The organism is Escherichia sp. MOD1-EC5950, assembly GCF_002965345.1.
Lineage (GTDB): Bacteria > Pseudomonadota > Gammaproteobacteria > Enterobacterales > Enterobacteriaceae > Escherichia > Escherichia marmotae.
This window is the reverse complement of record NZ_PTSR01000003.1, coordinates 159,021-179,302: the sequence shown is the minus strand read 5'-3', so window position 1 is coordinate 179,302 and position 20,282 is coordinate 159,021. Positions and strand designations below refer to the sequence as shown.

The window sequence follows — 20,282 nt, the reverse complement described above, 5'->3', positions numbered from 1 at the left end:
AAAAAAACGGCCCGCAGGCCGTTATGCGTTAATCAGTGCTCAGAGACGCACTTTTGCCGACAGGCCGGCGAGAACATTCACGCCGTTGATCCGACGCTCAAAACGCTCGGTATCAATCATAATGAGTTCGATCCCCTCCAGCGTCTGACGGTAATAATTCACCGCGATTTCCACTGTCACCGCATTTTCTGACAGCCCGCTGTTTCCGCGCGCATCCGGCGTCACCGTTTTCACAAAACCTTCGATTTCTTCGGTGGTCCCCAGCGCGGTGCCGTTTGCCAGATAGCCCTGATAGGCCGTGAAGCGGGAGCGGCTGCCACTGACAAATCCGAGACTGGACAGCATGTCTGTATCCAGACCATAGAATTTAATCTGGCAGGTCAGCGCCTCCATGCCGTCGTCAACCGGCGTGGGCGCATCCTGTGCCCCGGTGCGTAAATCGGTGGTGGTTATGGACAGCGTGGGTGGCGTGAACTCATGCGCTCCCTGAATACGGATCCCCTGGCGGAAAAAAGTCCAGGCCCGTAATGTGTTTTTACTGCTCATGTTGCCTTCATCTCCTTAATGCCGTATTCGTTGTTGACGCTCACCCGCATGCTGATAAGTTCAGTCGGCGATTTGGGACCGAAGTCATAGTTGATGTACAGTTCACCGGCTGCCAGCGTTTCGGCGGTATTCAGTTCCGGATCCAGCCATGCCCGCCCCCCGAAGATGGCACCTTCTGCCACCAGACGGCGCATATACGCATTAATGGTGCCAATGATGTCGTCCGCATTCTGACGATCAAGCGGGCGGTCAACATATGCCAGCATCGCTTCCTGAATACTGTCTTCAATCACATCCGCAGTACGGCGGACGGACTCGAAATGCCACTGAGGATGGGACGAGCACAGCCGGTTTCCCCAGTGTTTAAATCCGGCGCGGCGGATCAGGGTGGAGACATTCTGCATATTAAGCAGGTTGGCATCGCAGTTACGCTCACCGAGGATAAATTCATCCACCTGCTCAACACCGAGGATGTTGTAAACCTCCTGGTTTGATTTGCTCCACCACCACCCTTTTTCATAGTCAATACGGGCACGCAGTCCGGCAGCAAACGCCGAATACGGGCGATACACCAGTTGCCCCTCTGCATTACTGACCTGCACACGCGGGCGCAGTAGTTCAGTCCGGGCACCGTAAGACTGACGACGCTGCACCACTTCCTGCAGTGTCGCGCCCGCAGCACAATCCACGTACGCCACTGCCCGCAGTTTTCCGGCCACAGTTTCCAGTGCCTTACCTACCGCATCGTCTTCACTGAATCCTGGTGCAATCACAATACGTGGCTGATACGTGGTGACGGATTTTGCCGATGACAGCATGCTGATCCCCGCAAGAATGGCAGCACGCTGCTCTTCCGGCTTCGTTTTTTCTTCCACCCGGACGATCACCGACAGCGCGTTACGCTGGTCGTTAATCTCCGTCAGCGCCTGCTTCAGTGTTCCGGTGAGCCCCAGACGTGAAAGCGCCGTTGTTCCCGCCATCGCCACTGGCGTGTTCAGCGGAAACGGTTCATCTTCACCGCCACTCAGTGTGCCGGAAAACGGCGACACAATACCGTCACCGCTGCCGGTGGCACTCACCCCGACCCCAGCCACGCCATTCACTGCCGTCACAACATCGCTGACGGTGGCATTACCGGCCCCCTCTTCACTGCATCCAAGCCAAATCAACAGGCTTCCGTTTTCCCATTTTGCTGACGTGGGGACCGCACCCGCACTTTTTTCTTTTGCTGCCTGTAAAGCCTGTTCAGCAATAACGGTAATGGTATTTCCGCTCCGCCCCGCCGCTTTTGCCGTAAAGGTCAGCTCGTTACCCAGCAACGGCGTTCCCGCTGTCAGTGTTGCTGCCACAGCCCCGGCAGCCTGCGGCGCGGTTCCCACCACCCCAATAATGGCTGTCTCTATTGTGGTTACCGCCACCGTGCCTGCTGTCAGCTCGATGGTTTCCACACCATGTAATTGCCCCATTTGCATTCTCCGGACATAAAAAAACCTGCCGCAGCAGGTCACATTTTCTGATTCGGTACTTTCGTGGTTCCCCCACTGTCTCCGGGATGGTCGTGTCCATTAAACGTTTCCCGGATCCGGCTCATACTGCCGGATTTATCCGTCACCTCTCCTTTTGCATAAAAATCACTTTTCACCACCACTTCACCTTCAACCATCGTGCGTCCGTTCACGATCAGGTTTTCTGAAATCATGACGTTTCCGTCCAGTACACCATTCCCGGTAATGGCATAGGTGCCCCCTTCCGCCAGAATAATGGTCAGTGAGTGCGTCTCCCGGTTATAGCAAATTTCAGTACCATCTCCGTAACGGGTGATGTGCTCACTGTCGCTGCCCTGCGGAGCCGGTGCCTCACCGGTATTCCAGCCGGGAAAAACACGACCGTTATTCAGCTCCCCGGCCTCTGACAGCACCGTAACCGCATCACCCACAGCAAACGGCTCAAAATCTGCCCTGTTTTTTCCGGCAAACCCCTGACATAATGGCAGCCAGGTGGTCACAATATCCCCCAGATCCACGCGGCATTCCGGAAAACCACCGTCCAGCCGCACCGAGTGGATCACCCCGCGCCGGACCATATTTGCCAGGCGGCGCTGTAAATCCCCCAGAACCTCATTCACGTGGCTTTCTCTCAAAAATCAGCCGGTAATCATCCACATGCTGTCGCCCGATCTCCGGTGCAACACCCAGCCAGGCCCGCTGTAGCGGCAGGTTATCCGTGGCAAAGAGATCCATACCAAACGTCACCGTCTGGTTAAATGAAATCTGCCAGACCAGATAATCATCCAGGCGCGGATCGGTTTCATCTGCGTCCGCTGATATAAAAATGGCAGGCTCCACATTTGCCAGCCCGAACGTCTGTCCGTCGAGCCAGTGCGTCAGATCGGCGGCTGCCGAACGGATAAAAATATCCGGCTTTGCAGCCACTTCCTTTTTTTCGTTCTCCGGCTCACCGGCACGATCAACCAGCACCCACAGCGCAGCAGACAACACCACCGTCATCTGTCCGTCTGCATTGTTTTTCGCATCCCAGCCATCGACCGCCAGAAACACCGCCGGAGTGACCAGTTGCGTAACCCGTTCAGGGTAGGTATCCGCATCCCTGATCCATTTAAGTTCTTTCAGGGCACCCAGCACAGCAGCGTGCCAGGATGCCATGCATAAGGGTTCAGCCATTGTGTCCTCACGTTTTTTATCGGGGGGTCACGGTAATGCCGTACTTCGCACGTCGCCGGATGTCCGATTCGAACTCTTTCATAAAAATTTCCAGACATTCTGCAAAAGCCACATCTTCAACATAATCCATTGTACGGGCATAAATACCGGCTTCAGCCTCCCGGACGCGCCCGGTTTCCGGATTTTTGATGATGATTGTTCGTCGGTTCTCTTTGCGGCTACGTATCACCAGCCCGTTTTCATATGCGGTGGGAGATAAAAACGAACCGTTGGGTTCAAAAACCGGATCGCTGGCTTTGCGGCGACGCCGTCTGACACGATTCTCTTTGATAAACCGCCCGGTTACCGGGTCACGGAGATCATGATGACGAACACGTCGTCCACGAATGCGTCCGCGTAGATCCTTTATCTTGATCGCATTAAGACCAAACCAGAAACGGGCTTCATCCATTGCATTACCCCGGGTAATGCGAGTGAAAAAAAGACGCCTGCGCAGCATGTCCATTTTGCGGGGAGCCAGGCCGGTTTTCAGTTCCGCAAGCGCCTTCATGCGCATTTTTGATGCCGTTCGCTTCAGTGCGCGGGAATAGGCCAGACGAAACTGGTGCTGCGTTGCGCCAGCCAGCGCCGCAATATCCCGCAATTCTTCGACGTCGATATCAAACAACAGATTTTGCCGGATGCGTGATGCCCGCGCCATTGCGATATCTCCTTATGAAGTTTATTTTTTACTCCACCCGTCAATAACCGGCAGTGACGTACCCGGTTCCCCACGCGCCAGCGTCAGATAACAGAAACCATTGTCGTCCGGGCCAATACTTACCACCCAGTAAACAACACCATCACACTCAACCCGACTTTTCCTGGATACACCTTCGATATCACGGGTGCAAACAAACAACCGTGGAGCGACATCATGAATCATCCCTCCTCCTTTTTTCAGGAGAACATCAGACTCAGTCTCATCCAGTACGCCCCAGATATGGACAAAACGCCCACCGGCCTGAATATGAAACTCACGCCCCATCGCCCTGAGTATCTCGTGATCAGCTTTTGCCATAGCCCGGTCAAAATCATTATCAGACATCGACAGCATGGCAAACCTCAGCCACTCCGGCAGCAATGACGCTGGCAAGGCGATGAGACTCCAGACTGACAATTTGACCTGCCAGAGCAAATTCCACCCGGCGGGTGCCGTGCTCATCAAAAGCACAAAGGTGAGCCGTCACTTTCATTCTTACCCGAACCAGATCAGTTGCATTCTGCGTAACTTTCTCTGTTTTCTGTACTTCGGAAATTTCATCAGAAATCTCATCAGTCTGATGAATACATTCTGCTTCTTCTTCCCATTCCGCCAGGCGCTGCTCAAGATCGGCTTTTGAACCTGAAATATCTGCTTCACGCCCCAGAATCACTGCCAGTTCCTGAAGGCGTTCCGTCATCTGCTCTTTTGTCATCACATCTCTCCCGTGCGCTAAAGAAAAAGGCGGGAATATCCCGCCCCGTCTTATTTCACCTGAACCACCACAAACGCATCCGGATCCGGCAGCACCATCAACGGCGCAGACTGCGTCATGGTATATTCGCAACCAGGATCCCCCACTTCCTCCCAGTGTTTCGGATAACGAATCGCAGAGGTGATCCCTTCACTCAGTGCCTGATTATCCTGAATGGCACCATAACAACGGACGCCTTCCGCCTGAGTGTTCCCCAGAATCAGTGTACCTTCCGGCAGATAACGCTGTTCATCCCCGTTTTCGTCAACATACGTTGTCTTCGCCACCACAATTGCCAGATCGCCGTAATGGCCTTTAAAGGAAACCACGGAGCCCAGGTCTTTCAGTGCCGTTTCCAGCTCAGATTTGGAGCCACGGCGGGTATCCAGTTTTTCACGGAACAGTTTAAAACCGTTCAGCATACGCCAGACCGTGCCGTCCATAATCGCGATATTGATGGTGCCGGAAGCGAAATCGCAGTACGCATCCAGATCATGCGTCGGATCGAAGGTATCAGCATTCTGCTTCGACCATTCGCGTCCGCCAGCCTGCGTAATGTTATTGGCGGCAGAACGCCCAAAATCCACTTCCACCGTCTCAAACTGCTCGCCGCTCATGGTGTATTTACCCTGCAGAACAGCACTGACTGCCTGCATTTCTTCCACCTGCACAATCGCCTGCTCTTCCTGTTTCAGATTGTCCGTCAGAATACGCAGACGGCGGTAAGCCGGGTCATTAAGGCGGGCCGGATCTTCCCCCGGAAGACGTTCTACAGCCTGCTGATAATCAAAGCGGTGTTTTGGTTTTACATAACCGGGACGTAACACGCGGGTTTCACCACCACGGCTGCGCAGCACTTTGCCTGACACCACCGGAGACACATACGCCGCAACCGGTGTTTTGCCGGTAATTTTATCCAGCATGACTTCCTGAGTATGGAAAGTGATCGTGCGACGAAAGAACAGCTCAAGAAACAGCGCACGAAATTTCACTTTCTGCTCGGTGTACCCGAGTAACTGACGCGTGGTAAATAACCCCATAATTTATTTTCCTTCAGAAACACAAACGGGCCGCATCGCGACCCGTTTTTTCAGTTAATCACTTCACCATCAGGCGTGGCTGATGGCACTTCCCACAAATGCGTTGGCTTTTTTCACCGCATCCACCGAACCAGGCCAGACCAGCGACTCAGTGGCAAACGTACCGCTTTTGTAGTACGTCAGCGTGGGCTCGGTCCCGGCAAGCGCCAGAGCCAGCACCCCCACAGCCGTTCCGGCTTTCTGACCATCCCAGACAACCAGTTTTCCGGTGGCGTCATCCACCATCAGTGGCGTCAGTGCAGGTGTGGCAGCACTGATACCACTGGTGGCTGTTGCGGTATGCGCCGGATCGCTTCCGGCAAAAATGCGCACATCTGCACGCTTTTCCGTGGTGGTTTTAATCATTTTTTCAGTCTCCTGATTTATCTGAATTCCGGATACCGCTTACGGCATACTCATCAGCAGGTCTTCTTCCCCGCGCCCGGCAGTTCCGCCACCGGAAACCGAACTGGTGGCATGCTGTGCCATAAAGCGATCAAAAAGTGTTTCCTGTGACGGTTGCGATGCCGCCGGTGCGGCTGCCAGCAACGTTTTCGCCTGCGCCACCGTCATTCCCGGTTGTTCTGCCAGCGCCTGTGCAAGTTGCTCGCGCCCTTTCGCCTCGGGCAGTGCCATAATCTGATCGCCGACACTTGCAGAACCAGCAACCGGTGCCGCCGCCAGTAACGTTTTTGCCTGGTCAACGGTCATTCCCGGCTGTTCAGCCAGCGCCTGCGCGAGTTGTTCACGCCCTTTTGCTTCCGGCAACGCCATAATCTGATCGCCTGTGCCTGCAGCACTGGCAGCAGGGGCTGCCGCCAGAAACGCTTTCGCCTGCTCAACCGTCATTCCTAGCTGACCTGCCAGCATTTGCGCCAGTTGCTCGCGCCCTTTCGCCTCCTGACAATTCAGGATCCCCATCACGCGCTGATTTTCCTGGGCCACCGCTTCAGCAACGGTGAGATTTTTAACAGTCATTGCATTCTCCTTCGTAACAGAGTCATTCAGTGCAGAAACCATCACTTCAACGGCATCTGCAGCATTAATCAGTTGATCAGCCAGGCCTGCATCAATGCCTGCCTGACCGTCATAAACGGCAGCCTCGGTATTCATCACCGCCTCTGAACTCAGCCCCGTATAAAGCGCCACCTTGTCGACAAACATCCGGCGGGTCTCATCAATACGGCGCTGAAAATCTGCACGCACACCTGCCGGCAATGCCTGAATACTGTTGCCGTCAACCTTGTGCTGCCCGGAGTAAATCAGCGTGATGTCCACCCCTTCCTGTGCCAGTTGTTTCTCGTAACTGGTGTGCGCCATCATCACGCCAATCGAACCAATTTTTGCCGTCTGTGTGACCAGCCGACGCGTACAGGCTGCCGCCACCAACATGGCGGCTGAACAGGCCATGTCATTACACAGCGCCCACACGGGCTTCTGTTCCCGCAGACGGTAAATCATGTCAGCACAGTCAAACGCCCCGGCAGCCTGACCGCCCGGGCTGTCGATATCCAGCAAAATGCCGCGCACATCCGGATCATTCACCGCCATCTGAAGACGAGCAGTCAGACCGTCATAGCCTGTCATGCCGGAGTAAGGCCGCAGGGTACCCAGTTTATGCACCAGCGTGCCGCTCACCGGAAGAATGGCAATGCCATTCTTCACCTGGTAACTCTTCGCCGGACGCTGACCGCCCGCCATATAGTCAGTCACAGCCAGTTGCATACCATCAGCATCAAGCTGAACAGCCTGCTGAGGAACGGCAAGACTGCCGGCCCCTATCTCTTTACCCAGCGCGCAAAAGAAAACCCGCGCATAGGCGGGTTCCAGTAAAAGCGGCTCATTAAATGCCATGGCGGCAATATGCGATAAATTACGACGCATCACCTTTTTCTCCCGTTGTCTGTCGGATCTGCTGCTGAAACGTGTCCTTTATCCAGATGGGGCGGGGAAGACCCGCTGCCTGTCGCTCCTGGCTTTCACGCAGTTGCTGGCGGAAAATCTCCTGATAGTCATCGCCCATCAGGGCCAGCTCTTTCTCGTACGTGCTTAAACCACCTTCAATACGCATCACCGCTTCCTGCACTTCCTTAAGGCCATCAATCGCCATGCGACCGGCACCAATCCACTCGGCACGACACCATCCGGAACGGGCCTCCCAGAATGAAAAACGGGATTTCGGCGGGCGAATCACACCGCGAATAAGAGCTTCCTCCAGCCAGCAGGCAAACATCTGTGATGCCAGTCGACTGGCCACAAATTTTCGTTTGCCCATAAAATACCGCCACGACTCATTGGCGGATGCCCTGGCACTGGAATAACTGACCTGTGAATAATCACGGGAAAGCTGTTCATAGGACACCCCCAGCCCGGCAGCAATGTAACGTAACAGCGCCTTTTCCAGTTCAGAGAAACCATTATCTGCATTCTGCGCTGTCTGCAGATTCAGTGAATCCCCCGGGTAAAGATGCGGAATACGGACCCCGCCCAGTTTTACCGTATTGGTGGCGTAATAACGCGCATAGCCTTTCATGATGGTGTTCAGGGGATTTTTTCCGCCGTCTCCCACCCCGGCGATATATTCAAATGCTTTTTCCGAATCCAGTGTGGATTCAATCGTCGCGGCATACATCGCCCGCACCACCGCCGACTGCAGTTGCGTGGCCTGCAGTGTGTCGAGCATCTTGAGGCGCTCCATGACAGAATAAAACTGGTTGGCCCCGCGCGTCTGCCCGTCCTCCTGCGGCTGAAACACATGGATCATTCCCGGTCGCCCGGAGGGCAGCGTCGCCGCAATCCGCGTCCAGTTGCTGACACCGTAACCGGGCCTGTCATCTTCCTGAACATGGTAGGCCAGTGCTTTTCCGTACCGGTTGATTTCCACCCCGGCACGCATAAAACGATCGCCGATGCCATAAACGGGCGTACTGACACGTTTCGGGCTGATGGTCTTGAATTTCGTCCGGAATAATGACGTGGATTCCGTATCCCATACGGGCTGGACAAAAATTTCACCGTTAAACGTATGAACGCCCACCCCTTCACGAATAAATTCGGTAAACGAGCGACGCCCCTCCACATCCATCGAACCAAACACAGGATCGCAATATTCCATCCACGCCGCCTCCACATCTTCAATAAAGGCATGCGAATCAGCTTCCGACATCCCCAGCCAGCGCCAGTTGGGCCGGTAGCTCAGGCGAAACATGTGCCCGACGATATGGTCTTTATGAATTTCCACTGCATTTGCGGCAATACCGTTGTTACGGACCAGATCATCCGCACGGGCGTTACCCAGCTGAATGGAAGGTAAGAGCGCCACATCGGCACTTTCCGGTGCAGGCAACCATTCCGCAAGCTGCCCGCCAAATCCGGTACCCCCTCCGGAATATCCCATACTCTGCCGCAATGGCTGCCCGTGCAGATCCACCAGTTCCCCGTTCACAGCCCCACTCCTGCCGGGGCACAACGCCGTCCGGATACGCCCAGCGCACTTTCCAGCTCTTTAATATACTGGCGTAGTTCACCAATCGTCGCCCGCGAATACTGAACCTGACGCCCGTCCTTACTGACGGAAACCACAGCACGTCCGATCATCAGTTCATGTAATGCCCGACGGGCATCACAAAGCATTTCATGCGTATAAACCATTCTTTATCCTCCACTCAGTGCAGCCGCGATTTCTTCCAGACTCATCTCATCGTCGTCCTGCTCATCTCTTCTGGCACGGGCCAGTGCTTCAAGATCCAGCTGCCACCGCTGAACTGAAATACGCAGGGCAGCATAGGCATATACCAGGCAGTCGAGGGCTTCGTTGCGTCGCCCTTTTTTATCCCACAGCAGTTTCACCCTGCCATTAACCACCTTCTCCACCAGCTCTTCCGCCACGATCTGACGCGCCTCTTCTTCCGAAAAAATGTCGGGGTTATCCGGAAAACGGAAGGTATACGGGGCGGCTTCACTGACAGAGACCACTGGCAGGGCAAAACGGGCGTACAGCATTTCCTTGACGGTATCGGAGCCCACCTCACACAAAAACACACCACGCTGGTTGCGCTTTTTGGGCATGGTGATCACCGGCTTGCCGTACACCGATGCCCCTTTTATGGGAAGCACAAAAAAAGTGCCGTGTTTCCTGGAACGCTGATACACAATGTCCTGGTCGATACCACCGGTATCCCAGCAGACACGGGAAATGGAAATTTCAGTACCGTCAGCATGACGATATTTTTTCCGGATCACCGTATCAACACGTTTAAGGGTGTCCTCGTCTTCCGGTCGCCCCATGATAATTTGCTTATCAATCAGAAAGGCTTCTTCGCCGGGAGCCCAGCCCCAGACATAAATTTCATAGCGATCTTTCTGGGAGTCGATCCCGGCGGTCAGGTAAACCACCCGCAGGGGAACCTGCGCACCATAGTGGCAGACTTTTTCCAGCAACAACTCAAAGCTCAGTTTTTCTGCCACGGCCTCTTCATAGGGCTCCCCGAGCGTGGTGTTAATAAACGTCTTAACACCGTTCGGATCCTTCAGCGCATCCAGCCAGTCATAAACAATCTGTACCCAGGTGGTGAACGGACTGTACGCTGTCCACACGTGGTACGTGATTGAGCGCGGTGGCGGCATCTCCTCATCACCGGCGCTGTAAAATGCCAGGCCGTCGCGCGTCCACATCCCGGTATTGTCACAAATCCAGCGCCCGTCGGTCTGGTCAAGTTCCGACTGCCGGATCACACAGCCATTATGTTCACACAGGTAATACACCGTTTCCGGTTTACCCTTCTCCCATTTCAGGCCAAACGGCGTCGCATCATCGCCAAACTTCAGATACTGGGCCTCCCCGCAATGAGGGCAAGGGACATAAAACCGCATGAAATGCGCAGATTCATTCGCGGCTTTCTCAATCTGGCAGGAGCCTTTAATTTTCGGCGTTGAGCCGCGTATGGATTTAGGCCATACCGAGCCTTCGATACGTTTATCGCCAAGCAGCGTCGGCGAGCCTTCTTTTTCCACATCCGGTTCAAACGAGGAGAGTTCGTCATAGCAGACCACATCCACAGATTTTTCACGGTAGTTTTTAGCTGCGGCACCGCCCAGGCACCAGAACCCCACGCCGGAGGAAAAACGCTTCAGGGTAAGTGTATTATCGCGGTGCTTTCTTCCGTACCATGGAGCCAGCTCCAGCAATGCAGGGACATCCCTGATCGTTGGCTCAACATGAGATTTCATGAAATCTTCTGCCGCAGAATCTGTTGGCTGAAAAAGCAGACTGTTACGGGATTTATGCTCAATAAAATAAGCCTCCACCCCCAACAGCATTTTGGTGTAACCAACGCGCGCCGATTTAATCAGATTAACGGTGCGGATCCGGTCATTTCCCATGCTGTTCATAATGGCAACCTGAAACGGCAGGGTTTCCCATTGTCCGGGAGTGTATGAAGATTCTTTCGGCAGATAATAATGTTGATCAGCCCACTGAACCGTCGTCAGTGGAACCGGAATATTGAGAGATAAAAGCCCTGTAGCTATCGCACCGGCTGCATTAGCTGCCTTCTGTGCGTCTGAAATCATCAATCCACCTGCCCACGTTTTCACCGGCTTTAGCTGCAACATTGGAGGCTTTCGCGATTTCAGTTTTCACCACATCAAGGTGTGATGGTGAAATATCCGGATATTTACGCTGTAATGTCAGCGGCACACGTACAAGTATCCCCGAAATCTCCTGTGCCACACGTTGCAGAATGAAGGTAAACAATTCCGTTTCCAGCACCAGCCCTTCTTCACGGGCATTTTTCAGCTCCTGTGCGTCAGCCTGTGCTTTGGTGAGCCGGTAGCGTTCATAGTCAATGGTGCCGGGTTGTAAATCTGATTCTGCAGCCGCACGCAAATCTTCCAGTTCTTTGCGGAGCTTTTCGTTTTCGATATCTTTTTCCCGCTGCGCATACCACTCAATGGCTTCTGCTGTATTGAACATGGCCTCGATACCTTTGCCTCCCCCCGACAAAACTCTCAGCCCCTGACTTTGCCAGCCAGTGATTGTTCTGACATCGCACTCAAAAATTTCCGCTAGTTTCTTTTTGTTAACCTTCACGGCACATATTCCTCACAAAAAGAAGAAAGGATCTCAAAACGCTTTTTTCAGCGAAAAATCACCGCTACCAGATCCTTTCTTTTTCTCAAGAAAATTTTATTACACAACAGGTTAGCCAGAAGAAGAACGGATCTGCTTTTTCCCTGAAAATTTTCATAAATAGCGCGTTTTTGCGCGTCCCCAGACCCTCGGTATTTCAGATTCTGGAAAGGACCCGTGAAAATGGGAATGATTCGCATATCCATACATCATTAACATGACGTGCATCACAGAAGCCCTACGCATTCACATAGATGTAAATAAAATTATTGTGTTCAACAGAGAATCAGCTTAGGTTGAGCACCTGGCACTTTTTCGCCACCGGCAGACCTTTAACGGATTCTCCCTGGCCGGTTTTTATTCCTGTGTTGCATTATCGCAGCCCCTCGCTGAAGGGCTGCTGTAATGCCCGTTACTCAGTAACAACCGCGCCTTCCGGCAATTTCATACCAGCAAATACCGGACAGCCAGGATGGCGATCATCTTCCGTTGCTTCCAGCATTGACTCACCAAACCACTCCGTCGTGGCGCGACCATCAGCTGCTTTGTAGTGGATCAAGTACTGGTTTTCGCCATCCGCATACTGCGCGCGGGCTTTAACCTCCCCCCATTCATCACTGATGCGCATCTCCACCAGTTGAGACAACTCAAACTTAAACGGAGCAGCATCAGCACCAATTACAATCGGTTTGTTTTCTGTTTTTTCCATCATCGTCTCCTGATATCGAAGCCCGTCGCCGCACCGGGCGCTGATCAACATTTGAGTATTCGCGGCGACAGAAAGAATTTATTTAATTGAGTAGCCACAAACACAGAATTTCATGCTTTCCAGACGCTGACACATCCTTCATTTTTCAGCAAAATATTCTGCTCTTACAGGCGATCAGTTCTGCAGACACTGCCGAACACCGTCGACAATTTCACAGACCTGAGAAGCTGTATCAAAAAGCTGGCGCGCTTTATCCAGGCTGACACATCCCACCAGGAAAAAAGGCACCAGTATCGCTACCAGCGCCCATTTCACCGCCGTTCGAGGCATTCTGTGTGTCCAGTGTTTTCGGCTCATGTCACCACCAACGCACAGCCCAAATCAGAACAGCGACCGCCACAAGGCGAACTGCAAAGGCCGCAGCCCTTGTCAAATCAAAGCTCGCGGGAGTTTCCACTTCAATACCTTTCATAATGGACAACCTCAAAAAGAATCTTTTATACTTTCCCACGAGGATTTTCTCCGTACTCACTACTCACAATTTCCTCTTTGACGTGAAAACTAAAAAAACCCCGGACTGTTCCAGCAGCCGGGGTTTTGTTTTTTATTTACTGCCTTGGGTGCGGCATCTGGCTATTTCATTCCTGGCTTTACTGCCACCGCGACAGATACAACGCACCGTGTCTCCGGTCAGCGTGGTAATGTAAGCCTCATCCTCTTTTTCTACCGGAATACATGGAATATCCCCGCCCAGGCAATACTCAATTTTTGCTGCAAGATGAGTGCCACGCGGATAGAACTCCAGACGATACATATCCCCCAGGACATGCACTTCCTCAACCTGGCGACCATCTTCAGTTACGGTAATTTTTTTCAGTGCGTACATATGTACCTCCGTTCTTTCGTTTTTTGAGCAATAAAAAAGCCGCTCATGGCAGCCCTGTATGTTTTGCAAGCTATCGCTTCAATTGAAAATGTGGGCCGTCTTTAAGCGTCCGCCAGTCACCGCCCCATTCGATGGCAGTTCCAAGCTCTGCGGCAGCCTGCTTAAATGCCTGTGCGATTTTCTCGTACAGAGGCCAGTCCCATGACACCTGGCTGCCAACATAAGCCACAACATCCACAGCATCACCGGTCAGGTGGCGGCTGTTCATGGTCTGGCTCTTACCTTCTGCAACCAGCTGTTTCTGGCGATACTTACTGCGCAGACCTTCCGTAATACCGAAATCAACTTCCGTCAGCTCCAGTGCACGGCGAACTACAGCAACCAGCTGTGGTTTGACGCCCTCCAGATTTTTTTCGCTACGACGACTGAATCTGAATTTACCCGACATGCTCACCTCCGAAATGAAAGGATTTTTGAAACGTTCCCGCGTGCACGAATCACCAGCACGCAGAACAGCAGATTAAGCCCCACCGCCAGCCAGTTCGCCGCTAACGGGCGACCGCACAGATAGCTGAGGGGCGCAAAGGCATACAGCAGCATCAGCAGCCAGGCCAGCCATGACATCAGCGGTTTATGTCTGGAATCACGGCGACGATAAAAAAAGAGCGTCAGCACGATAACCGTGCATAACGCCACATTCAGCAATCCGGGAAGGTTACTTAACATTATCGCCTCCTCCACTCTTCAGGCGGGAGAGCAGACAGGACATCAGTGATATAACGTCCTGCCTGTGCACAAAGGACAGCACTTTTACCGACAATACAGACACCAGCACTGCACACAATGCGTCAACAGGTGCACCATCAAACTCTGTATGCTTTACCAGCCAGGATGCCAGAACCTCTGCGCCCAGCACGCCGATAATGAACGACACCAGAAAATGCGCTGCCACACGCCAGGCTGAAAGCGCCTGCGGCATCGTTGCCACAAATAACGCCCCGGCGAACGCACCAAACACAATCCCGAAATCCGTTCCGGTAAACAGCCCGAATACCGTCGCCCCGCCGAGCGCCGCAGCCGTGCCGGAACCGGATAAGGGTTCAGACATACTTTTTCTCCTGTAAATAAAAAAGGGCCACCAGCGGCCCGTAAAAAAACAACACCCCGTCAAAGGCACCCGCAGATGCCTTTTGTGTGATGTTATTCAGATTTATGCAGTAAAGGCCGGAGCACGACCAGCGCCATCGCCACCAGCACACCATCTGCCAGCACCGACATCAGCCGTCCGGTGAAATCCACCGCCACTACCAGAAACAGCAGGATGGCAGCCAGCACAAGGCGCGCACTTTTCACAGGTACTGCTCCAGCGGTAGCTGAAGCGCCTGAGCAATTTTCTTGAGCTGTGCTTCTTCATCCGGACCAATGCCATCCTGGTCAGCGATATCCAGACACAGGCACAGCACATTAACTGCATCGTCTGTTCCTGCCACGTCAGCCAACTGACGAAGGGCTTCAGCATTGGCAGAGCGCGGCGACGCTTCATAACGGGCGCGGATATTTGCACTCATTTGTGCAATCTCACCGGAGAACGGCGCAAAAGCAGGAAGTGCTGCAATGGTTTTCTCCAGCACCGCGATTTCTTTCGCGTCACAGGTGCCGTCAGCGTATGCAATGGAATACGCGCCCCAGACGGTCGCCTCCACTGCATCGCGGTTCTCCATTTTCTTTACTTCAGTAATGGCCTTGCGGGTTTTCTTTTTGAAAATACCAAACATCGTGACTTTTCCTTTTAGTGGGTGAGCCTGCGCCCGGAGGGTGACCAGCCCACAGAGAAAGTCACACTGACCATCCCGTAAGCTCACCCCTGAAAGGCTCTGTGGTTTTTGATGTGCGCCGGGCGCGGCGCGAAGAAATGAAATAAGACTTACCTGAAATTAAGGTTAATCTGAGGATTTAAACCATTTTTAAAGCTTAGTAATATCAACTCGTCTCCTGTAGGAGGCTGATACTTATTATTCTTCATGGACTTTGTCCCGCGGCTTTAATCCGACAGCCGCGCCATTTTTTCACCCTCTCGCAAATTGCTATCTAAAGGACTTTGTCCCACGAGTATTCCAGGATGCTCGTGTATTTTTTTGTTTGATGCAGGAATAAAAAAAACCGCCTGGTACGGCGGTTAAGGATGTATTACCAGATTTTGATTAGTATATGATTAATCTCAATGTCACGTTTAGCGATGTTTACAACATCGGGATGATGCATCACCGACCCTGCCAGAGATATTGCAAATCTCTACCAATGATGCACCATTCCGATGGTGTAAAAAAATAGCACTGGACTGCAATTGGTATCACTCATTACAGAACGGGACGTGGATAAAGAGGCCAAAAACCATCCCCACATATATAATGTGTCAGTGCATAACACAATCTCGCCTTACTACTATGGAGCGGGTAGCGGGAATCGAACCCGCATCGTCAGCTTGGAAGGCTGAGGTAATAGCCATTATACGATACCCGCATATGGTGCCGACTACCGGAATCGAACTGGTGACCTACTGATTACAAGTCAGTTGCTCTACCTACTGAGCTAAGTCGGCACTGGTTCCTCAAGAGAAATAAAAATGACCGCGCTTTACATCCCCTTCGGAACCGGAGACCGATATTAATAATACCAGCTCTCTTTTCAATGGAAAATCACATCAAGATTTGTAAATATACATATATGTTTTTATTTTTTATGAAATAAAGAAATTATTAAATGCATATTTAACGATTGTTTTTTATCTCAGTTACAATCTGATTAATTTTTTCTTCCACACCATTTTGCGGACATAAAAAAACCCGCTCGGCAGCGGGTTTTGCTTGCTTTGCCATCATGTACAAAATCGGCAAAATATCAGATTTGCACGAAATATATGCCTTTTAATCTACTTTTGCAACACTTTGCTTTGAAAATGCCGCCTTTTGTTCTGAGCGTGTTCTCATCACAAACAATAAAGCCTCACTATCCAGACGGTGGAAAATGTGTTTCATTGCAACCCAGTGACCAGTAAATGTTTTGGACCAGTTTTTTGTTGTTACTCCCGCCAGTAATGCCAGTTCCTGATATTCATAAGTTTCACGCCCAGCCAGCTCACTCTTCACATCCTGTGCCGCCAGCCAGATTAATTTTTTCAGGCGCTCCAGCGTTTTCCCTGCAATTTTTCTGGTACCGGATTGGGCGTTAAATTCATTCCACACCCACTGTGTTATCGCAATCTGGTGTTCCCAGCAAATGCTGCCGCTGTAACACCACAGCAACCAGGCTTTATGGTGCTCTTCAAGAGACAGAACTGCCCGTCGCCATGATGATGTCGAAAACTCAACCTGACTTACCAGAGGAATTGACGTCCCCTTTGCCAGCGATTGTTTCCCCGGGATTGGTGGATTATCCCGCGTGACCATTTTTCCAGTCACTTCATCGCGGTACCGGATTTTTTTACGCCTGTAACGCCCTGTATCGAACATGGCATTCTCCAGCCAGGCTTCAAGCTGGCCTTTTGTTGCCCCACTCAAATCGGCGGTGGCGATAATGAGCTGCTCACGAACAAACTGTAAATACTGGTTATTCATGCGCACTCCAGTTCTGTGATTTTTATCCCCAACCGACCACCAGGAACAGGCAGACCGCGCACAATATTAATTTCATCAAACTGCTCGTCGTCTATGAGTAGTCCCGCATGCGTCAGCGCATCCAGTAGTGCTTTCAGGATATTGTCCAAGTCACGACGGCGCTTATCCGGTGGCTCTGCAATAATCTTTATCGCCAGCCTTCCGGACAGGTTTAATTTCAGTCGCTGCTGGCGAACAATAAGTGCCACATCCCGGCGATAACGCTCACCGGCTTTTGATACAAAATATGTGCTGCCACGACGTCGCCAGTAGGTGTTCACCGTCGGTGGGTAAGGCAAAACAAACTCTATACGCATCAGTAACCTCTTTTACCCGAGCACGCCGGTTGCAAAGGCGTGATCAAGAAAACGAAAAATTAAATCAACCTGGGAACCATGCTTTTCTTCGAACGCCAGCGGATCCGCATGAAGCTCGTTGTGATGCTCCCGACACAGCGGTAGTGTGAAAATATCGTGGGATTTTGTTCCCATTCCGCCCTGACCATGACCAATCAGGTGATGGGGATCGTCGGCTGGCTTACCACAACACGCGCACGGCTGTGTCTTTACCCAGCGCGTGTATTTCTCGTTAACCCAGCGGCGACGTTTAGGTCGTTTCATGAAAGATTCCGGAGACTCCGGATCAACGGCAATGCTGACCACTGTCTTTTCCTGTGGTGGGTTCTGTTGCTGGTGCTGGTGGACGTGAGGCGGTAGCGCAATATTTTTTGTACGCTGCTTCAGTATACTGGTGGCGGTCTGTTCTCCCGGTATGATGTCGCTTTCGCGGTACACAGAGCGGATTTTTTCCTCTCGTACCCCCAGAGAGCGACGTAATACTGCCTCCGGTAGTGCGTCCGCCACCTGATTGCAGACCGCCCACCAAGATAATTCAGCCAGCGATAATTCCCGCTCCTGCGCACCGCTTATTGCGTGACGGATGACGTCAATCATCCATGCTGTCAGGTTTTGTTGAGCAAGTTGCTCAAGTGATTCTGAGGTCTGGTCACGCAGTTGGTTGTCGCAGTGCCAGCACAACACCATCGCGCCGGTACCGTAACGATGTATGACGGTTTCGCTGTGATGGTAGTCACCATGAGGCCACTGGCAGGATTTAACATGACGCAGGAGCCAGTCAGACAGTGCACCAGCGCCGCCGGCAGCACGAATCACCCGCTCATCGCTGAAAAATGGCAGTAATGATTTATCCTCCGCCAACGGCTGGCGAACGGCAGGAGCAACTCCGGACGGCAGCCCGCGCATGCTTTTCGGTTCAGGCTCCACCAGCACACGCCCCTGCATAAACAAAGGCATCGCATCAGGACCGGGCCTGAAAAGTACAATCCCCAGGCGGTGAGCAATTTCAGGAGTCACTAATACCCTCACGTTACCTCCAGATGCGTTGCTGGAATGTGCGGGACGGACGCGGTGGGCGCTCGGAGTACGGCAGCCTGACGTAGATTATCCAGTGACGATAATCGAGGCTGAGGGCTTTCTTAATCTCGTATCCACGTCTGCGGTAGTTATGAATCAGCCATTCGGCCTGTTCTGCAGTGCATGGGTCATGCTGGTACCAGTCATATTTGAATGCATGAGAACGCCGATCGTGCCTGCTGGCACGATCGGTATCAGAATTGTGTAATTTGGTCTTGTGCGCCATCTGTTTTCTCTGCTGGCGCAGCAGGTGCCAGTTGTTCAGGCTGGCATGTGAATTGTAAACCAGAACACAGGAATAACACAAAGCCCACATCGGCGGGCTTGATTATTAAGCTGAGTCCGGCGAATACCAGGGGAAATAAATATCGCTTAACGACGTGTGCTTAAGAACAGAGTCCACCGCCAATTTTAACGTCAACGACATGAAATTCTCAAAATACCATGAATTTTTCACAAAGAATTTTTCATCGATCAACTCTCCATTCATGATATCAAAGTCCGTAATCAGCTCCATCTTTAGCTCAAAAGAGGGTTCTTCATCCCCGGCACCATCTCTATCGGGATACCCTTTTATCGATGGCGAAAATCCAATCCGGAACCAACAAGTACCATCATCATCGCGCCCCGAAGAAAATTTAACTTCCTCGATCGAGACCTTAAAAAACCCTCCATCATCACTAGTGTTATCCTTGAAACTACTGGAAACAATATCGAAACCAGCATACTTAATATTTTGTAACATCAGTGACGCATCCATCGCTCACCAGCCTCTTTCTTTTTTGTTCTTGCTGAAGGGGAAATGACATAACCAAAAGAGAATGCTTTTTCCCAAACGAATGTATCTGTCGTTTCTTCGCTTTCCGAATGAGAATGAACTTCTTTTTTGTCAGCAATCTTTTCTTCGATAGCTTTACGCACATAATCATTAAGCGTCGTCTTATCCGCCATTGCAGCCAAAAACGCTTTCTTATGAAGATCGCGACCAATTCTGATGTTAAAAGTACCACTCATTGGTTTATCAGGAGATTTCCCTAACTGCTTGCATGTGTCGAGATAATCTGTAACAGCTTCTTCAAAAGCCGCCCTTAACCCATCCAGTGTTTCCGCTTCGTAGGTTACAACATCGTTTACGCACTGAATTTTCCCATGAAGTATGTTATCTTCAAGTGAAACCTCAATGCTGCCAAAATAACCTTTATAACTCAGCACATTACTCATAACTATCAATCTCATCCAAAAGATTTTTCACTTCTTTAAGCACATATCCTTTAACAATATTGCCAGGATGTGGGCAATGAAAAGCCACAAGCCTTCCATTAGCATTGGTAAACTTCCTTCTTGAGCCTGAACCGGTAAGCATTTCGAAACCATAATGCCCAAGCAACGTCACGAGTTCATCCCATGTAAAATCCTTTGGAAGCTGATTCAGACGCCACCTCAACTTCTCTTTTTTGCTCATTTAAAGTATATCCCTTCCCCCACCAATAGCAACTAACAATCAGTTGCAAGCTCATCGCAATAAAGAAGCATAAGAACCCTGTACCTAATTCATAACAACAGAAAACACATGCGAGCATGAAAATGTTACAATAATATTAAAGCCACTTGCTAGTAAGGTTAAGTGTGGGTGCGTTGAGGATGCCTGACACATCAGGGGTGGCGAGGG

At 51.6% G+C, this 20,282-nt stretch carries 30 protein-coding genes and 2 tRNA genes; all 32 read right to left on the bottom strand.

What is annotated here, in order from left to right; all coding sequences use genetic code 11:
• Window positions 1-39 precede the first annotated feature (39 nt).
• On the bottom strand, window positions 40-546 hold the full coding sequence (locus tag BEA93_RS05570; protein WP_000095753.1) for a phage major tail tube protein: 507 nt from the start codon (window positions 544-546) through the stop codon (window positions 40-42).
• Complete coding sequence (locus tag BEA93_RS05565) at window positions 543-2,012, bottom strand: phage tail sheath C-terminal domain-containing protein (protein WP_105224469.1); 1,470 nt, start codon at window positions 2,010-2,012, stop codon at window positions 543-545. The genes BEA93_RS05570 and BEA93_RS05565 overlap by 4 nt, the downstream gene beginning before the upstream one ends.
• Window positions 2,013-2,050: 38 nt before the next feature.
• Entirely contained in the window at window positions 2,051-2,671 is a 621-nt protein-coding gene (locus BEA93_RS05560; RefSeq protein WP_001006707.1) for a phage baseplate assembly protein V, read from the bottom strand.
• Window positions 2,664-3,227, bottom strand: coding sequence for a hypothetical protein (locus BEA93_RS05555; RefSeq protein ID WP_105224468.1), 564 nt, complete (start codon window positions 3,225-3,227; stop codon window positions 2,664-2,666). Before BEA93_RS05555 ends, BEA93_RS05560 begins: the two co-directional genes overlap by 8 nt.
• Window positions 3,228-3,243: 16 nt before the next feature.
• Window positions 3,244-3,927, bottom strand: coding sequence for a hypothetical protein (locus tag BEA93_RS05550; protein WP_105224467.1), 684 nt, complete (start codon window positions 3,925-3,927; stop codon window positions 3,244-3,246).
• Between the two features lie 21 nt (window positions 3,928-3,948).
• Window positions 3,949-4,314 carry a head-tail joining protein gene (locus tag BEA93_RS05545; protein ID WP_105224466.1) on the bottom strand — a complete coding sequence of 122 codons (366 nt, stop codon included), beginning with the start codon at window positions 4,312-4,314 and terminating at the stop codon, window positions 3,949-3,951.
• Complete coding sequence (gene gpFI / locus BEA93_RS05540; RefSeq protein ID WP_172954567.1) at window positions 4,307-4,684, bottom strand: DNA-packaging protein FI; 378 nt, start codon at window positions 4,682-4,684, stop codon at window positions 4,307-4,309. The genes BEA93_RS05545 and gpFI overlap by 8 nt, the downstream gene beginning before the upstream one ends.
• 50 nt (window positions 4,685-4,734) lie before the next feature.
• Window positions 4,735-5,763 carry a major capsid protein gene (locus BEA93_RS05535; RefSeq protein WP_032083605.1) on the bottom strand — a complete coding sequence of 343 codons (1,029 nt, stop codon included), beginning with the start codon at window positions 5,761-5,763 and terminating at the stop codon, window positions 4,735-4,737.
• 69 nt (window positions 5,764-5,832) lie between these two features.
• Window positions 5,833-6,168, bottom strand: a complete 336-nt coding sequence (locus tag BEA93_RS05530; protein WP_064578930.1) for a head decoration protein — start codon at window positions 6,166-6,168, stop codon at window positions 5,833-5,835.
• A 39-nt stretch (window positions 6,169-6,207) separates the two neighbouring features.
• On the bottom strand, window positions 6,208-7,686 hold the full coding sequence (locus tag BEA93_RS05525; RefSeq protein WP_105224464.1) for a S49 family peptidase: 1,479 nt from the start codon (window positions 7,684-7,686) through the stop codon (window positions 6,208-6,210).
• Window positions 7,676-9,199, bottom strand: a complete 1,524-nt coding sequence (locus tag BEA93_RS05520) for a phage portal protein (RefSeq protein ID WP_105224482.1) — start codon at window positions 9,197-9,199, stop codon at window positions 7,676-7,678. Before BEA93_RS05520 ends, BEA93_RS05525 begins: the two co-directional genes overlap by 11 nt.
• 44 nt (window positions 9,200-9,243) lie before the next feature.
• Entirely contained in the window at window positions 9,244-9,453 is a 210-nt protein-coding gene (locus BEA93_RS05515) for a phage head-tail joining protein (RefSeq protein WP_105224463.1), read from the bottom strand.
• 3 nt (window positions 9,454-9,456) lie between these two features.
• Window positions 9,457-11,373, bottom strand: coding sequence for a phage terminase large subunit family protein (locus BEA93_RS05510; protein WP_105224462.1), 1,917 nt, complete (start codon window positions 11,371-11,373; stop codon window positions 9,457-9,459).
• A complete protein-coding gene (locus BEA93_RS05505) occupies window positions 11,345-11,893 on the bottom strand; it encodes a terminase small subunit (RefSeq protein WP_032083611.1) in 549 nt (182 codons plus the stop codon). Before BEA93_RS05505 ends, BEA93_RS05510 begins: the two co-directional genes overlap by 29 nt.
• 451 nt (window positions 11,894-12,344) lie before the next feature.
• Entirely contained in the window at window positions 12,345-12,641 is a 297-nt protein-coding gene (locus BEA93_RS05495) for a hypothetical protein (RefSeq protein ID WP_001585563.1), read from the bottom strand.
• Between the two features lie 174 nt (window positions 12,642-12,815).
• Window positions 12,816-12,971, bottom strand: coding sequence for a hypothetical protein (locus BEA93_RS25295; RefSeq protein WP_164839673.1), 156 nt, complete (start codon window positions 12,969-12,971; stop codon window positions 12,816-12,818).
• Between the two features lie 28 nt (window positions 12,972-12,999).
• Window positions 13,000-13,113 carry a hypothetical protein gene (locus BEA93_RS05490; protein WP_105224481.1) on the bottom strand — a complete coding sequence of 38 codons (114 nt, stop codon included), beginning with the start codon at window positions 13,111-13,113 and terminating at the stop codon, window positions 13,000-13,002.
• 132 nt (window positions 13,114-13,245) lie between these two features.
• The gene (locus BEA93_RS05485) at window positions 13,246-13,527 is read right to left on the bottom strand and encodes a hypothetical protein (protein WP_105224461.1); all 282 of its coding nucleotides are present in this window, start codon (window positions 13,525-13,527) and stop codon (window positions 13,246-13,248) included.
• Window positions 13,528-13,597: 70 nt separating this feature from the next.
• Window positions 13,598-13,975: a M15 family metallopeptidase gene (locus tag BEA93_RS05480; protein WP_061362016.1), complete on the bottom strand. Its 378-nt coding sequence runs from the start codon at window positions 13,973-13,975 to the stop codon at window positions 13,598-13,600.
• A 2-nt stretch (window positions 13,976-13,977) separates the two neighbouring features.
• Window positions 13,978-14,253, bottom strand: a complete 276-nt coding sequence (locus tag BEA93_RS05475) for a phage holin family protein (protein WP_000950567.1) — start codon at window positions 14,251-14,253, stop codon at window positions 13,978-13,980.
• On the bottom strand, window positions 14,243-14,635 hold the full coding sequence (locus BEA93_RS05470; RefSeq protein WP_064578964.1) for a putative holin: 393 nt from the start codon (window positions 14,633-14,635) through the stop codon (window positions 14,243-14,245). The genes BEA93_RS05475 and BEA93_RS05470 overlap by 11 nt, the downstream gene beginning before the upstream one ends.
• A gap of 92 nt (window positions 14,636-14,727) precedes the next feature.
• Complete coding sequence (locus tag BEA93_RS05465) at window positions 14,728-14,880, bottom strand: DUF3927 family protein (RefSeq protein ID WP_105224460.1); 153 nt, start codon at window positions 14,878-14,880, stop codon at window positions 14,728-14,730.
• Complete coding sequence (locus BEA93_RS05460; protein WP_000466940.1) at window positions 14,877-15,302, bottom strand: tellurite resistance TerB family protein; 426 nt, start codon at window positions 15,300-15,302, stop codon at window positions 14,877-14,879. The genes BEA93_RS05465 and BEA93_RS05460 overlap by 4 nt, the downstream gene beginning before the upstream one ends.
• A 670-nt stretch (window positions 15,303-15,972) precedes the next feature.
• Window positions 15,973-16,047: transfer RNA gene (locus BEA93_RS05455), tRNA-Gly, on the bottom strand.
• 3 nt (window positions 16,048-16,050) lie between these two features.
• Window positions 16,051-16,126 (bottom strand) — tRNA-Thr (locus tag BEA93_RS05450).
• Between the two features lie 325 nt (window positions 16,127-16,451).
• Entirely contained in the window at window positions 16,452-17,141 is a 690-nt protein-coding gene (locus tag BEA93_RS05445; protein WP_105224459.1) for a bacteriophage antitermination protein Q, read from the bottom strand.
• Window positions 17,138-17,497 (bottom strand): RusA family crossover junction endodeoxyribonuclease, encoded by a 360-nt coding sequence (locus BEA93_RS05440; protein WP_105224458.1) that lies wholly within the window; start codon window positions 17,495-17,497, stop codon window positions 17,138-17,140. Before BEA93_RS05440 ends, BEA93_RS05445 begins: the two co-directional genes overlap by 4 nt.
• A 12-nt stretch (window positions 17,498-17,509) precedes the next feature.
• Entirely contained in the window at window positions 17,510-18,565 is a 1,056-nt protein-coding gene (locus BEA93_RS05435; protein ID WP_105224457.1) for a DUF968 domain-containing protein, read from the bottom strand.
• Window position 18,566: 1 nt separating this feature from the next.
• On the bottom strand, window positions 18,567-18,839 hold the full coding sequence (locus tag BEA93_RS05430) for a hypothetical protein (RefSeq protein ID WP_105224480.1): 273 nt from the start codon (window positions 18,837-18,839) through the stop codon (window positions 18,567-18,569).
• 105 nt (window positions 18,840-18,944) lie between these two features.
• On the bottom strand, window positions 18,945-19,373 hold the full coding sequence (locus BEA93_RS05425) for a hypothetical protein (protein WP_130988398.1): 429 nt from the start codon (window positions 19,371-19,373) through the stop codon (window positions 18,945-18,947).
• Complete coding sequence (locus tag BEA93_RS05420; RefSeq protein ID WP_105224456.1) at window positions 19,358-19,834, bottom strand: type II toxin-antitoxin system HicB family antitoxin; 477 nt, start codon at window positions 19,832-19,834, stop codon at window positions 19,358-19,360. Before BEA93_RS05420 ends, BEA93_RS05425 begins: the two co-directional genes overlap by 16 nt.
• The gene (locus tag BEA93_RS05415; protein ID WP_086590314.1) at window positions 19,827-20,075 is read right to left on the bottom strand and encodes a type II toxin-antitoxin system HicA family toxin; all 249 of its coding nucleotides are present in this window, start codon (window positions 20,073-20,075) and stop codon (window positions 19,827-19,829) included. Before BEA93_RS05415 ends, BEA93_RS05420 begins: the two co-directional genes overlap by 8 nt.
• Window positions 20,076-20,282 lie beyond the last annotated feature (207 nt).